Source organism: Bacillus infantis NRRL B-14911 (assembly GCF_000473245.1).
Taxonomy (GTDB): domain Bacteria; phylum Bacillota; class Bacilli; order Bacillales; family Cytobacillaceae; genus Bacillus_AB; species Bacillus_AB infantis.
In genome coordinates this window covers 731,115-745,528 of the sequence record NC_022524.1, presented here as the reverse complement: position 1 = coordinate 745,528, position 14,414 = coordinate 731,115, and the positions used below count along the sequence as shown (strand labels likewise).

Here is a 14,414-nt window from a genome sequence, read left to right as displayed (position 1 = left end):
GCAAAAAACTCCTTCTAATCATAAGTTTTTATAGCCTTATCGGCTAATATGCACTCATTATAAGGAGCAAATCTAAATGAATCCTTATGTAGTTCTTAAATAATTCTTAAAAAGCCATGGGGACAGACCCCCTGGCCCAATTTCAAAAAAAAGCCATGGGGACAGACCCCTTGGCCCAATTTCAAAAGAGCCATGGGGACAGACCCCTTGGCCCAATTTCAAAAAAATCCATGGGGACAGACCCCTTGGCCCAATTTCAAAAGAGCCATGGGGACAGACCCCTTGGCCCAATTTCAAAAAGAGCCATGGGACCTGACCCCCTGGCTCACCCCTGGCTCCTCAATTTCATTTAAAATCACTAGGAATTTTTACGAGTACATAATTTTCAGTCCACATTTGAGTGGTGGCAATTAGCCTCTTTCCTTCTTTTTCAAAGAACAGGCCGGCACCATCTTTTTCTTTAAATTCCCATCCATATGAGGCAACCATTTGTTTAGTATATTCATCAGCGATTGAAATACCTTTATCTTCACTACGTGTGATATACCAAATAAAGTCCTCATCTACTGAAATTTCAGTTATCTTACTATCCGATTCTTTTAGTTTATCAATAGCTTCATTTGCTGATACACCCTCAACTGGAAGAGAGGGGTAGTGTAATTTACCTGCAAAAATGAACACAACAATAGTTATTATTAATATGCCAAGTATATACCGCACCTTTTTCATCTCATCACCCTTTGTTAGTTAAATCACGATATATTATCGTATGCGTTCTTCAACTAGGCTGTCCCTTCCTCGCAAAGAACAACTTCTAATGGCAACTGGATCCATCATTACTTAATAACCCACTTTTACATTCTTGTGAGCTCCTTATTCCAACCTTTAATTTATATATCAAAAAGGGCATTCAATACAAGAAGTAAGAGCCATAGCAGAATAACTAGGGTTCCAAATCTTCCTATTTCATTGCCTTTTATATCTGCTCTTTTCTGGTGTTTTATCCTTCTATATAAGTTTTGAACTTTCTTTTGTTTTTCTCCTTCCACTGTTTAATCTCCCCTTTAAAATCATATCTCCTGGTACAGCGTGAGCAAATAGATGTTTTAGCCATTAAGTAATTTTCAGCAAAAAAGGCGATAATCCTTCTTGGATCAATCACCCATTAGTTTAATAAGGAACGTAGAAAAAGTGCATTTTCCTTAGTGAATAATACACTCTTCTATTTCAGTTTCCCTTTTTATTTACAACCAAAAAAATACCCAAGCCTGCAACTGCTATTAGCAAAAATAACGCAATTGCAGGCATCCCTAGATCAGAGCCCCAGCTTAATTGCTTATCTCTATCTGTTGTTGCAACGTAAGCAGCAGATGCCTTGATAGAATCAGATAAACTATTTATTGAATAAACAATAACGCCTGTGAGAATGGCTTGAGCTATAAGGAAATAACCTAGTATGTCTCTCATAAACTCCCTCCCCCTTTTACTAAATTATACAGTTTTTTAGCAAGGTGGGGAGCGAAATCCTATTGAACTACTCTCCCATTAGTTAAATAAGATTCAGCTGCCTTATTGACAGCTGGATTTTAAAGCACCTTTTAGTACAAATAACCTTCAGTATTCCTAAAGAGTGTCACCCAAAATACCCGTTGACAATAGGCACCCTTACTCTTATACTTTTTGAAGAATAGAATAATAAAACCAATTTAGGACGTGGATTTTTCTAGAGCTAGCTCTATTTTCGCCACACAATTGTCAGTTGACGGTTGTGTGGCTTTTTTATGTAAAGAAAGGGGCAGAGTAAATGAAAACTTGGCATTATGCACTAATCGTTTTCTTAGGTGGATGCTGCTATGGGGTGTTGTCTACATTTGTGAAGCTTGCTTATGCAGCAAATTATTCGGTAACAGAGGTAACGGGTGCCCAATATTTATTTGGGGTCTTACTTACCTGGGTGCTGGTTATGTTTAATAAAAAGCAAAAAATTTCTTTAAATCAAATCCTCAAATTACTGTTATCTGGAATTCCGTTTGGTTTGACAGGTGTGTTTTATTATCAGGCGCTGCAGACACTAAATGCTTCACTAGCCATCATTTTTTTATTTCAATTTGTATGGATTGGTACGCTTTTCGAGTGGGTCTTTCATAAGACGAAACCAACAAAAGGGAAGATCATCTCAATTGGGATTCTTATTATAGGCTCGATTCTAGCTGCGGGCTTACTTGCAAATAACGAAGTTGCTCTATCATTGCATGGGTCTGCTTGGGGGCTGCTTTCGGCTTTAACGTTTACGACTTTCATTTTTCTCAGCAGTTCTGTCGGAAAAGATACTCCGCCTGTTCTGAAAAGTGCTTTCTTATCTACTGGTGGTTTAATTGTCGTACTTTTAGTATATCCGCCATTGTTTCTAGTTGATTTACCTGTCTTAATGGGGGTAGCCCCGTATGGTTTATTACTCGGCTTGTTCGGTGTTGCCTTACCACCACTTTTCTTTTCAATTGGCATGCCCCATATAGGACCAGGACTTGGCACGATTTTGACTGCTTCGGAGCTTCCAGTAGCTGTAACATTATCGGCACTTATATTAGCAGAATTTGTAAGCTTTTCACAATGGCTGGGAGTTGTCATCATATTAATTGGCATTGTCGCAGGCAATTTAAAACCTAAAGATCGAATAGAAGCTGTGTCTATACAATCCAAATCCGTTTCGTGATTTGGACTTGCTCCTTATAATGAATACCGGGCCATGGGGACAGACCCCTTGGCCCAATTTCTAAAAGAGCCATGGGACCTGACCCCCTGGCTCCAAAAACTCAGCCTTATGACAGCCTAATATTAACTTTTATTCAAAACTATTTTCGTATATATCAAAAAACTTCGATAATTCCACGCCTTGTTCTTGAATATTTTTATCCATCCCAGATACTTGCCACCCATATTGTTTGTATTCTTTATAGTTACTATCACTAACGGGTTCTAGATCAAACTCCTTAGCTACTGCTGCAAAGGCTTCTTTGTAGTCCAGCTTTGCCTGTTCTAATGCTTTTTTAGAATCTTTAAAAATCGGCTTTCCTTCAGCATTAGCTCCTATTTCGTATGCCTTTTCATTACCAAAATCAATGCTTAATTTACTAACATCATAATCATCAACAACTGTTGCTAAGGATTGGTTATCACAAGAAACTAACAAGATGATTGCAAAGCTAATAAATAAGCCCCTCATATATACCTCCATTAATCATGCTACTTTGTTATAACCTTATAGAATAGACGTTTTTCGATAAAATAAGTTTCATAACTCTTTTCACTATCCTTCCCCTTTTATAAAAAGAAAAAAAGCTGCTTGATTTCGCAGCTTAATAAAGGAATTTAACTCCCCTTTTCCAGGTTGTCTTGAATAAATTCCCTAAGGACACTTTCGGCATTTTTTAATGTATTTAAAGTTCCTGTTACTTTACTGCCAGGAACCTTTTTGGCAATTGGAATTCCTAAAATTGTTCTTTGGCAACTCCATATAGGAATTCTTAATTGAATCTTATGTCTTCCTAAGTGGGATTCAATTTCTATAAAAACATAAGAGATATAACCAGGCAGAAATTTATCTACACCATCTTTCAATACCTCAATGAGAATTCTTTGGTTTTTCTTTTCAAAATAGGGCTTAAACTCATTTAATAAAGATTCACAATGTACAACAAAACTGTGTTCAGCAGCACTAATATAATCCCTTATTTCAATAGAAAATTGGTTTTGTTTATAACTTTGTTGTAAATCTATTAAGTTTTCCATTAATCCTCCAATCGCTATTGAGCTTATCTTCCCGGACCGCATGATCTGCAAGTAATAATCTTAATACATACTTGCTGAAGCCAGTACGGCAATGGTCCACATGATAAGTGTAAAAGATATTGTCAGCAATACTGTATTGATTGCTGTTTTTTCGCCGCTCTTCACCTTTTTCAATATAGAGACTAAATTCAAACAAAACACAATGCACAATATGGGCATCAAAAACCAGCCAACATACCATCCTGCCACAATAAGCATATTTCTCTCCCCCAATTTTTAAGAGTGCTGACCAGTTGGTTTATTATTTCTGCTTTGATTATAATTAGCTATATATTCCTCAAAATTTCATCGATCAGCTCAAAAGTAAACTATTCCCCAATACCTTTACATGATTAATCATCTTATCTGAACCATTCAGCTTCCACTCCAAAAAGAAAACCACAGACAAACAGGCCCATTACTACTCCGATCATTGTCACTACACCAAGGATCAATTTCACGCGGGAGGCGGCTTCATTGAAATCACTGAAAACCATAATGTAAGTATAGAAACAGGGTAAAAGAAGAAATAGAATGATGAAGGTGTTTAATGAGAAGGTCAAATGAGCCACTACTCCAGATTCGTTCAATAAAAAGCCTATGAATGTAATTAACATTCCGGAACTATAATATTTTGCTAATCTGGGATGTGATATTGAACGGTTTGTGACATATTTTCCTTGCAAGCTATTCTCACCTTTTCTTCAATAAATGAGCAGGGCAATACACCACTGTCGCTTCTTCTAATTATAATCTATTTGTATGGTTTTTCGTGGTGGACTCACACGGCTTTTTATAAAAAAAGCCGCCTCGCAGCGGCAGCTGATTGAACAGAGGGATTAAACAAATACAAGGCGTCATTCATTCTTTAATTCAATACTTTCGGTTTCTTCATCCCATTCAACAGTCATTGTAATCACAGTATTTTGTTGGATAAAGGCACACCCACTGCACATATCTCCAAAATCCTGACTTTGCAGAACCCCGCCATTAGATAAAGTTCCCATTCCCTCGGTAATTCCAGACTCTGCTTCAATACGATATTTAATTTCTTTACCTGTAATACTTTTTAGATTACTCCCTTCATACTTTAATGTGAAGTTTTGTTCCTGTGTGTCTTCTGTCTGTATCACTCTGATTTTTCCATACCAGTTTTGACTTGCGCCCTCAAAATACAATGTCTTAGATTGGCAAGCAGTAAGAAGGATTATTGTTATAAAAAGAAAAGCAAAGAGCCTCTTCAAAATAATTCCCCCCTAAACCCATTTGGGGTATTTTAACACAAAATTCTGTAATTGACTTATAAACTGCGCAATGAGTCTACACGTAATGCAATGATTGTTATCCCGAAATAATCGATTCCCTCCCTGAGGCTAAAGAGACAAACAGAGACAGGTCTCCGATCCAAACAAAAAAAGAGCCAGGGGGTCTGTCCCCATGGCTTACCTTGGCTTATTTCCATTCACAAACCATAGCCAATTGATTCCCCTTTAGTTCAGCGGAGATTTTGCCGTTCATTTTTTCCATCAGGCTTTTGGCAATGGGCAGTCCGAGTCCGGTTCCTTTGCCTGTCCGGGTTTGGTCGGCTTTATAGAACCGGTCGAACATGTAGTGTACGTCCTGTTCACTCAGTTTGTCGACGGTGTTGGAAATTCTCAATATAACCGCTGCATCCCTCTCGTAAAGCCTGATGGACACATTTCCTGTTGAGTACCGAATCGCGTTGACCACTAGGTTCTCCACGACTCTTTTAACAGCAGATGCATCGGCATTGATCATGATTTCATGATCAGGAATATGGATGTCCGGCTCTATGGTTCTCTTTTTGAATTCTTCATAAAACCCTAATAGAGCATCTGCGATCAAGTCGTTGGCTCTGACCCTCTCCAGCTTCATCGGGTAATCGGTTTGTTCAATAATCGACAGCTCGAAAAAATCTTCAAGGAGGGTTTTTAATCTTCCTGCACTATTTTTTATCGTTGCGATGTATTCTTTTTTCAACTCGGGGCTTAGTTCATCGGATTCCAAAAACTGAATATACCCCAGAATCGAGGTCATAGGTGTGCGGATATCATGTGAGATATGAGAGATGGCCTGTTTCAGCTCATTTTCCGTTGAGCGCTTGACTGCCTCTGCTTGTTTCGTCTGGTCAATCTGGTTATTGATTTCCTTTGCCAGCTCTTCAAAATGGCGGTCATGATAGCTGATATCGACCTTCTTGGCTGTTTTATTTTGGTTTGATTCCCGCAGCTGCCGGGCTGTCCGTTTGATTTCTTTTTTCAGCAGACAGAAACGAGTGAGGACAATGGCGAATGCAATCAGGACGATGATGAACAGATAGAGCATTGGACCTCACCCGCTTTCTGGTTACTTGATTTCTTTTCGTTTAAAAATATAGACGCCTATTCCCCAAAACAGCAGGAACGTCAGAATGGGAATCACTATTATGAAAAACAAGTCACTGCTGTTCAAGCTGTTCACGATGCTGATGTCATAGATCAGCTTAAAAACAGAATGATTGAGTATCGGTTCAAAAAACGGCACTTTGGCTGCCAGCACCTGCAGCGGCCAGTCAGCAAAAATAAAGAACATCAATAGAAATCCTATCGTTTTTCCGCTGTCCGTGAACAGGATTGAAAAAATCGCCGTGATGGAGGCAAAGGCAGCTCCGTATAAAATAATCAGCCCTATGGTTTGAAGATAATAGGAGAGTTCAGGCATACCGTCAAATCCGAAATAGACAGCACTCGCCCCTGTCATCATGATAGGTAATATCAATGATATGATGACCGCTCCAATGGAAAACACGATTAACTTCGCAGAGTAGATACTCAGCCTGCTTTTCCCTGAAGATACGATGCTTTTCATCGTCCCCATGGAGTATTCACTCGTGATAAAGAAACCGGCGAGAATACTGGGGATCAGCTTCACAATATTGGCATGGGGTCCAAGAATGCTTTCCTTGTAATAATCACTTACTGCCGGCAAACCTGAAGCGCCATTGTCGAATTCCAGAAGAGGAAACAGCACTGCAAGCGCAAGCAGCATCCAGCTCAGGAATCGGAATGATCGATCTTTCTTTAATTTATACCACTCTGTTCTCACTAAGTTACCCATGCTGGACACCCCCGATGCGATTGGTGAAATGTGTTTCCAAATCTTCTCCCATCGGCATGAACTCTTCGATGATCAAGCCTTCATCGGTTAACATTTTGGAGACTTTTCCTGGTGCATCAACAGAGGCAAACAGTTTGATCGTTCCATCCGGCATCACTTCAAAATCAGGAGCAGATAACCGGCTTTCTATGATGGTTGCCGCCTTGCTTGGATCATCCACTTTGATATGCAGGTACTGCCGGCATTTTTCTTGAAGCTCTTTCGCAGATAACTGTTCCAGCAGCTCTCCTTTATGGATGATGCCATAATGGGTCGCCAATAGATGCAGCTCGCTTAAAATATGGCTTGAAATCAAAATCGTGATGCCATATTCCCTGTTCAGTTTTTTCAGCAGTTCCCGGATTTCCACAACCCCCATAGGATCCAGCCCATTAATAGGTTCATCCAAAATCAAAAACTCAGGATCTCCCAGTAAGGCAATCGCCAGTCCGAGACGCTGCTTCATTCCTAAAGAAAAATTCTTCGCTTTCTTTTTTCCTGTATCCTGCAAACCAACCAGCTTAAGCGTTTTGCCGATGCACTCTTTGCCTGGTATGCCTTTCAAAAGACGGTGTGCTTCCAGGTTTTCCTTCGCCGTCATCTGAGGATATAAGGCCGGCCCTTCAATAATGGTTCCGATTCTCTTTCTGGCCTCGATGATATCCCGTTCATTGCTTTTTCCAAATAACTCAAATGTCCCTGTGGTTGGATAGGCAAGTCCTGTTATCACTCGGATCAGCGTGGATTTCCCGGCACCATTCTGTCCGATGAAACCATAAATGGAGCCTTTTTTTATCTTTACACTCACTTTATCAAGCGCCATATTCTTTTGATATTTCTTCGACAGCTGGCTGGTCGTCAATACATAGTCATTCATGAAGAGTTTCCTCCTTACGTCATTATTCACTTCGAACACTCTTATACTATAAGAAGGAAAACATAAGAAACCCTTAAGTGAATTCTTAAGAAAACCTTAAGATTTGAGCTTGTAGCCCATTCCCCAGACCGTTTCAATATACTCTTCATCACTATTTGCTTTCGCCAGCTTACTCCTGATATTGCTCAAATGGACATTGATCGTATTTTCATCTCCGTGGTATTTTTCATTCCACACGCTCTCAAACAGGTTCGCCTTGGAAAAACCTTATGAGGGGACGACACCATCAGAAGCAATATATCGTATTCCCTAGCTGTCAATTTAAGCTGAATCCCGTTCACGCTCACAGTCTTAGCGTCCACATCCACAATAATATCCTTATGGGTCAATTGATTTGTTACCGGCGTACCCGACAGGTCCCGATATCTTCTCAGGCATGAATCAATCCTGGCAGAAACCTCTTCAATATCGAAAGGCTTGGTTATGTAGTCATCAGCCCCGGCTCTTAACGCATGAATCTTTGATTGTGTTTCAAGCTTCGCCGAAATGATAATCACGGGGATCTTGCTCTCATTCGTCACCTTTTTCAGGAGCTCTTCACCAGATAATCCAGGGAGCATCAGATCAATCAGGATCATATCCCACTTCCCGGAATCCAGGTATATCAATGCTTCCGTTCCCGAATAAGCCGGCTTCGGCGAATAGCCGCTTTTGCTCACAATATTGCACAGCAGGCGATTAATGTCCTCATCGTCTTCGATAACTAAAATATTTACTGTATCCTTCATTGTAATCATCCTCATATTTATTAACCTTATCATTTATTGAATGGCGGGGAATGTCAAGTTGGTCAAGGAAGCAAGGACGAAGACACTTTGTCCGGATTCCCGGAAACTCAGCGGCTTATTCTGTGGTATACTTTTCGTCATTAGGTGGGATATATCAAAAAAAGCCAAGAGGTCTGTCCCCTTGGCCTTACAATAACAGGATTACACTTTGGAGAAGCACAAGCCTTAGAATGGGACCTAGCGTCAATGAATATAACACCATCAATATTATTAAAGATGGTTGAACATGAAGATAAAAAACAAACCTCAGTACTTATTCAATGCGATTGAAACTTTTTGATGTTGTACAAAATATAAATGGAACATAATTATTTCCCAAATAAAAAACCTCTCCAAAGGTTTGCTTATTTGGAGAGGTCTAAATATTTATTTTTTATTTTCAGCAGCGTATACTTGTCTATAAACTTTATTAATACCTTTTTTAATGTTTTTTAGCGGAGCATTACTAATAACTAAATCTTCAGGCTTAGCTAATTGGGTAACAGATACTCTTGAATCAAAAATATCCAAAAGACTTTCCCAAAGAGTAACAAATTTAGTTTTCATTAATTATCGCCCCCTAATGTTATTTTATCTAATTGTAACACATGTTCAAACAAACTCAAAGCAGACTCTTCATTAATTGCACGTTTATCAGCAATTAATAATAATACAAATCGTCGCTTACCTTCACTTGTACTTTCCGTCTCTATACACAGATTGTAATATCCTCTATTTTCTTTTTTTGAATCACCTCCTTTATAATTTCTTAATAAGCTAAAATTCACTAATCTTTTTGCATCGTTAAGGTGTTCTATCTCTATGTTAGATATATCTTTTTGGTGCCACCTTCTAATCGATTCTAAACGCATTAATAAATCTTTTTTTACTTCATTATTCGAATTATTTATTTCCTTTATAAGATCATCAAATAAATTATTTATTTTTGGATTATTATTTACTGATAAGACGTTTATAACACTATCGCCTTTTTTGCTAAATTTTATGGGGATAAATTCAACAATTTCAAATAAATTTATGTAATGTACAGATTTATATCTATTTTTTTTTCTAAAAACATTTTTATTAACTTTCCAATCAATTATCCAATTATTAAATTCTTCGAGGATAGAACTATGTTCTCTCAAACTATCTATATCACGTAATAAATATTGTTCTTCCGGTAACTTTTCTTTATAGTAAAGCTCAAACAGTAAGTCGTGCAATGCTCTTAGAAATACTGTCGGAACATATGTTCTGTATTTACTCAATCTAGCTATAAATTTCTTTGAAGTAAACTTATTCAACTGTTTGACATCTATTTGAGAAATAGTATCTCTTTTAAAAATGTCGATGATCTCAAAAGGCACCACAATTTTTTTAGGACGAAAATTTCTTATTTTATCGTATTTACTATCATTTCTCCAAACTTCGTGAAACTCATATACAATATTATTTTCTAAGGTTGTTTTAGTTAATTCGAATAATTGGAAAGAAATAATACCTAAATTTATATTTTTAATATTTTCACTTCTTGTTCTAAGATTATATATAAACTGCGCTGTATTATTTTCATAGCTCTTTAAAAAGTCATAACGAAACTTAAATTCAACTAGCGGTGAAATTATACCTAAGCCAATAAAAATTAGGATAAGTCCAACACTGCCGCTCAAAACAAATCTTATTAGATCAAAGCTGCTATCAAATTCAGCATTTTGTATATTTACAAACCCTGCTCCGACCATACCTAATACTATAACAAATAAGGATAACAATATAGGAATTATACCGTCTCTAAATATATATTCCTTAAAATTACCCCAACTTTCTTTTCGAAATGGTTCTCTTTTTTTCCTCTCTCTTATTAATAAGAAAATAAATAAGAATATGCCTATTCCAATCAAAGAAATATTAAAAAATAAATACAAATGAGCTTTAAACTCTAATTTGGATACATAACTTCCTACTTTTAATATAGTCTGCCAAATACTATTAATTATTTCATCGTATTTAAAAAATATCACTAACATTATAAAATAACACAATGAAAAAATGGTTATATTTCTCATGCTGAATTTGAAAAACACTATTACTAAAATAACCAATATTACGTATAGAACCCCTAAACTTATACCCATATTTATCCTCCTTTTAATTTCAATTATAATACGTAGTACCTCTATTGTATGTATGATTTAATTTCAATCGGGTCAAATCTGATATCAACTATAAAATTAGAAACCTTATTAATAATTGGCTCTCCAAGCTTATTCTAGTTGTTATTTAATTATTTCCACTAAATCGTTGCTGGTGGCTTATAAATTGCGCGATTAGACACTTTACTTGTTAACATCTAGATGAGCTACTTCATGTGCCTCTACTTAATAATTTTGTTTCCACCTTATTAGGCTCCCCATTTTTTTTGCTTCGTTTAGTTGCTCAATATAATGGCCAGATTGCTTGAAGCCTACTCCGATAAATAAAACCTCTTTATTGAAGTAAATTCCCTCATAAACAAACTTATCTGTTGCGCAGTATATAGTCCACTACGCAAAGCAATAGTTACTTGGTAAACAGCCTGCCATTCTGCAATACACTTTTCGTCATCATGCGGGAACATCATGTCAGAGGCGATACATCTCAATGAATGTTATCATAATGTAATAGATTCCCCTCCCTGAGGGTATAGAGACTAACAGAGACAGGTCCCCAGCCAGGCCACAAAAGGAGCCAAGGGACCTCTTATAATTTTTTATTAGGTGGGATTACGTGAATAAGAGATTGAGAACAGAGGCTTGTCTGGCAGCCATCCCCTATTTGATGTTAGCAGGCTTCTCGCAATCGGAAAGCCACAGGGACAGACCCCTCGGCCCCACATTAAAAAGAGCCAAGGGACCTGTCCCCTTGGCTCTTACCATTTTCGAGCAGATTGATTTTTATGTTTTTGTTTTAATTCTGGCGAGGCCAATGTATATGGTTTTAACATATCATAAAGGATATCAATTTCCTTTTTACTTAGATGCTTTGGGCTATTTAAGTTTTCATACCTCATAAATAGTGGCAATACATCTCGATTGATAACAGATGTGTTTAAATTATCGTATGTCACACTCTTTAGCTCACATCGTTCACTAAACACAACGATATTAAATAAAAATTTATCAGTTAAAGCATATAACACCTCTAGTACTGCATCTACATGTGTTGCATTTTGTTTAATTGGATTATAAAACCTAAATTTTTCTCCATTCTTTAAAACTTGTGTCCAGTATTGATCCTTGCCATGGCCATAAATCCAACCGCTATAATTTTTTGACTCAATTACGTAAATACCTGTCTCGTGAATAAATACAAGATCAAATTCACTGATATAACTGTTAGCCCTTTCAATATAGAGATTACATAAGGTTTTCTAATATCCAGGTGCCTTGTACAAGTATTCATAAGTTAAAAATTCGCCATATATTCCATCATCATCCATTAAATCTCTGTCTGTATAACCTGTCTCATTAAAATAATTTCTCTTTATATCTGGATTGTGGCTTAATAGACTGTTCTTCAAATATCTTGTAAATATCCAACCCTATACACCCTCTCAATATTCCTATAGAATCCTCGAGCCTAGAAATGATAACGCGCAACCTGCCCTGTTATTGGAGATAAGAAAAAGCTGCCTTTTACAGCAGCAGCAATTTATGTATAAAAGTTAGGCACCTTTATTCATATTTAACATCAATTTCATTAAATGATCCCTGTTCTTCAAAACTACATTATTAGAAGATGCAAGTCTTACAGCTGGATCAGTAAAGTAGTTGTTTGTAATAACCCAACATTCATTTGCATTATAATGATTCTTGGCTGAAACAACTTCTTGAACAGCCTTTATACCAACTTTTTTATTGTATCTCTTGGCCTGCACTACTATTTTTTTATCAGATACAGTTAATATTAGATCAGCCCCGTAGTCACCTGTTGTTGGAGTCATACGAACTGTATATCCAAGACTTTTAAACAAAACTTGCAAATAGGCCTCAAATTCCTTGCCTTTCATTTTATCAATTTCCATTATGCCCGATTTTCTAATCTTCTGTTGCCTTATAAAATGCATGACAGAAGCCCAAACTAAGGAGCCTATAAAAAAAGATAAAAGAGTAAAAGTTAGCATTGGCTCTGCGGAAATTATCGACCATAAAATTTTTAACCCTATTTCAAATCCAGAAACAAATCCATCCAAAATATGCCGACTCCCTTATGTTGCTTTTACTTACAAGTTAAATTATAACATTTTATTCCATTTATTTGAATTAGTTTATTCAACTAACCTCTCCGTTACTTTAAGTATTCCAACACATAAAAGTCTTACTGCAAAATATGAATCTACTGCGTTTTTCAATTTTGAATCTATTTAGCGGTAAATATCATGTCAAAGGCAATACATCTCAATGAATGTTACCATAGAGTAATAGATTCCCCTCCCAGAGGGTAAAGGGATTAACAGAGACAGTTCCCCAGCCCAGCCACAAAAGGAGCCAAGGGACCTGTCCCCTTAAATTTTTATTAGGTGGGATTACGTGAATAAGAGATTGAGAACAGGGGCTTGTCTGGCAGCCATCCCCTATTTGATGTTAGCAGGCTGCTCGCAATCGGTATCGTCGTCAGAGGAAGGATCAAGGATGCTTGAAGAGTCGAAGCTGCCTCTTAGTGAGATGCAGTATACGCTTGAAGAAGCTGCAAAGTCACCCAGATTTGCACGTGAAGCATCATATAAAGCAATCGAACCTTCTCAAGGGGCAAAGCCGTTGAAAACCAATTACACAAGTCAGCAGCTCGAGGAAATGCCGAAAACGCAGGCACATGGGGGCAGCACGAAAAGAAGCGTTCCTTTAGGCCAGACCCTGACAGCTGGTGCCGAAGATCAAACAGACGGACCGCTGAAGGAACATAGAATTGTTTCCTATTATGGGCATCCCAATTCGAAAAACATGGGAATTCTGGGAGAATACAGTCCTGAAGTATTCATGGAAAAATTGCTGGCTCAAACCAAGGAATATTCCGAACTGGATCCTGAACGGCCAGCCATCCCGGCTATTGAACTGATTTCGACCGTCGCCCAGCGGAGCCCGGGAGATGATGGTGATTACATACACCCGACAGCTACTGAAGATATTGAAACATATGCGAAATTAGCCGAAGAAAACAACGCCCAGCTGATCCTTGATATCCAGCTTGCCCGTGATACCGTCATGAACCAGGTGAAATCGGTGGAAAAATACCTGAAACTGCCTTTCGTCCACCTAGCCATCGATACCGAATTCCATGTCAAAGAAGGTCAAATTCCCGGAGTGGATCTGGGCACAGTCGATGGGAAGGAAATTCAAGAGGCCATTGAATATGTATCAAACCTAACAGCCGAAAATGGACTGCCCGACAAAATGGTCATCGTCCATCAATTCGCAGGAAATGTCATCATCAACAAGGACTCCATCCAACCTACAGACAACACAGAAGTCGTCATCAACTTCGACGGCCATGGACTGGATGCCATCAAAAGAGCCGGATACAATGAATTTGTGCAAAAGCAGCCTATTCAGTACGGCGGGTTCAAAGTGTTTTATAAAAAAGATGAGCCGTTGATGACACCTAAGGATGTTTTGGAATTGGATCCTGCTCCGGCTTTTGTTAACTATCAATAGTAGAGAGCCAAGGGGTCTGTCCCCTTGGCTCTT

16 protein-coding genes and 2 pseudogenes are annotated in these 14,414 nt (G+C 37.9%); 3 read left to right on the top strand and 15 right to left on the bottom strand.

Annotated elements, in window-relative coordinates; translation table 11 throughout:
• Window positions 1-345: 345 nt before the first annotated feature.
• The 3 genes from N288_RS03960 to N288_RS03955 form a co-directional block, all read right to left on the bottom strand.
• Window positions 346-729, bottom strand: a complete 384-nt coding sequence (locus N288_RS03960) for a hypothetical protein (protein ID WP_009792036.1) — start codon at window positions 727-729, stop codon at window positions 346-348.
• Between the two features lie 161 nt (window positions 730-890).
• Window positions 891-1,049, bottom strand: coding sequence for a hypothetical protein (locus tag N288_RS25020; RefSeq protein ID WP_009792037.1), 159 nt, complete (start codon window positions 1,047-1,049; stop codon window positions 891-893).
• Between the two features lie 178 nt (window positions 1,050-1,227).
• The gene (locus N288_RS03955; protein ID WP_009792038.1) at window positions 1,228-1,467 is read right to left on the bottom strand and encodes a hypothetical protein; all 240 of its coding nucleotides are present in this window, start codon (window positions 1,465-1,467) and stop codon (window positions 1,228-1,230) included.
• A gap of 337 nt (window positions 1,468-1,804) precedes the next feature.
• Here N288_RS03955 and N288_RS03950 point away from each other — a divergent pair, with 337 nt between their 5' ends.
• Entirely contained in the window at window positions 1,805-2,713 is a 909-nt protein-coding gene (locus tag N288_RS03950; RefSeq protein ID WP_009792039.1) for an EamA family transporter, read from the top strand.
• A 129-nt stretch (window positions 2,714-2,842) separates the two neighbouring features.
• On the opposite strand, the gene N288_RS03945 is transcribed toward N288_RS03950, so the two are convergent.
• The 10 genes and pseudogenes from N288_RS03945 to N288_RS03895 form a co-directional block, all read right to left on the bottom strand.
• Entirely contained in the window at window positions 2,843-3,223 is a 381-nt protein-coding gene (locus tag N288_RS03945) for a hypothetical protein (protein WP_022543410.1), read from the bottom strand.
• Window positions 3,224-3,369: 146 nt separating this feature from the next.
• Entirely contained in the window at window positions 3,370-3,789 is a 420-nt protein-coding gene (locus N288_RS03940; RefSeq protein ID WP_022543409.1) for a hypothetical protein, read from the bottom strand.
• 60 nt (window positions 3,790-3,849) lie between these two features.
• Window positions 3,850-4,047 (bottom strand): hypothetical protein, encoded by a 198-nt coding sequence (locus N288_RS25335; RefSeq protein ID WP_009792042.1) that lies wholly within the window; start codon window positions 4,045-4,047, stop codon window positions 3,850-3,852.
• Between the two features lie 638 nt (window positions 4,048-4,685).
• Window positions 4,686-5,072 carry a hypothetical protein gene (locus N288_RS03925; RefSeq protein ID WP_009792044.1) on the bottom strand — a complete coding sequence of 129 codons (387 nt, stop codon included), beginning with the start codon at window positions 5,070-5,072 and terminating at the stop codon, window positions 4,686-4,688.
• Window positions 5,073-5,280: 208 nt separating this feature from the next.
• Window positions 5,281-6,174, bottom strand: coding sequence for a sensor histidine kinase (locus N288_RS03920; RefSeq protein ID WP_009792045.1), 894 nt, complete (start codon window positions 6,172-6,174; stop codon window positions 5,281-5,283).
• Window positions 6,175-6,195: 21 nt separating this feature from the next.
• Complete coding sequence (locus tag N288_RS03915) at window positions 6,196-6,945, bottom strand: ABC transporter permease (RefSeq protein ID WP_022543407.1); 750 nt, start codon at window positions 6,943-6,945, stop codon at window positions 6,196-6,198.
• On the bottom strand, window positions 6,938-7,861 hold the full coding sequence (locus tag N288_RS03910) for an ABC transporter ATP-binding protein (protein ID WP_009792047.1): 924 nt from the start codon (window positions 7,859-7,861) through the stop codon (window positions 6,938-6,940). The genes N288_RS03915 and N288_RS03910 overlap by 8 nt, the downstream gene beginning before the upstream one ends.
• Before the next feature lie 96 nt (window positions 7,862-7,957).
• Window positions 7,958-8,649 (bottom strand): annotated as a pseudogene (locus N288_RS03905) (response regulator transcription factor).
• Between the two features lie 426 nt (window positions 8,650-9,075).
• On the bottom strand, window positions 9,076-9,255 hold the full coding sequence (locus N288_RS03900) for a hypothetical protein (protein WP_009792050.1): 180 nt from the start codon (window positions 9,253-9,255) through the stop codon (window positions 9,076-9,078).
• Window positions 9,255-10,826, bottom strand: coding sequence for a hypothetical protein (locus N288_RS03895; RefSeq protein WP_009792051.1), 1,572 nt, complete (start codon window positions 10,824-10,826; stop codon window positions 9,255-9,257). The genes N288_RS03900 and N288_RS03895 overlap by 1 nt, the downstream gene beginning before the upstream one ends.
• Window positions 10,827-11,457: 631 nt before the next feature.
• On the opposite strand from N288_RS03895, the gene N288_RS25475 reads away from it, so the two are divergent.
• Complete coding sequence (locus N288_RS25475; RefSeq protein WP_022543405.1) at window positions 11,458-11,742, top strand: hypothetical protein; 285 nt, start codon at window positions 11,458-11,460, stop codon at window positions 11,740-11,742.
• Window positions 11,743-11,830: 88 nt separating this feature from the next.
• Here N288_RS25475 and N288_RS25805 read toward each other — a convergent pair.
• Both N288_RS25805 and N288_RS03885 read right to left on the bottom strand, forming a co-directional pair.
• Window positions 11,831-12,082, bottom strand: a pseudogene (locus N288_RS25805) (nuclease-related domain-containing protein); the annotation flags it as partial.
• A gap of 312 nt (window positions 12,083-12,394) precedes the next feature.
• Window positions 12,395-12,922: a restriction endonuclease gene (locus N288_RS03885; protein WP_022543404.1), complete on the bottom strand. Its 528-nt coding sequence runs from the start codon at window positions 12,920-12,922 to the stop codon at window positions 12,395-12,397.
• A 337-nt stretch (window positions 12,923-13,259) separates the two neighbouring features.
• On the opposite strand from N288_RS03885, the gene N288_RS03880 reads away from it, so the two are divergent.
• On the top strand, window positions 13,260-14,381 hold the full coding sequence (locus tag N288_RS03880) for a hypothetical protein (protein WP_156916990.1): 1,122 nt from the start codon (window positions 13,260-13,262) through the stop codon (window positions 14,379-14,381).
• The last annotated feature ends 33 nt before the right edge of the window (window positions 14,382-14,414 follow it).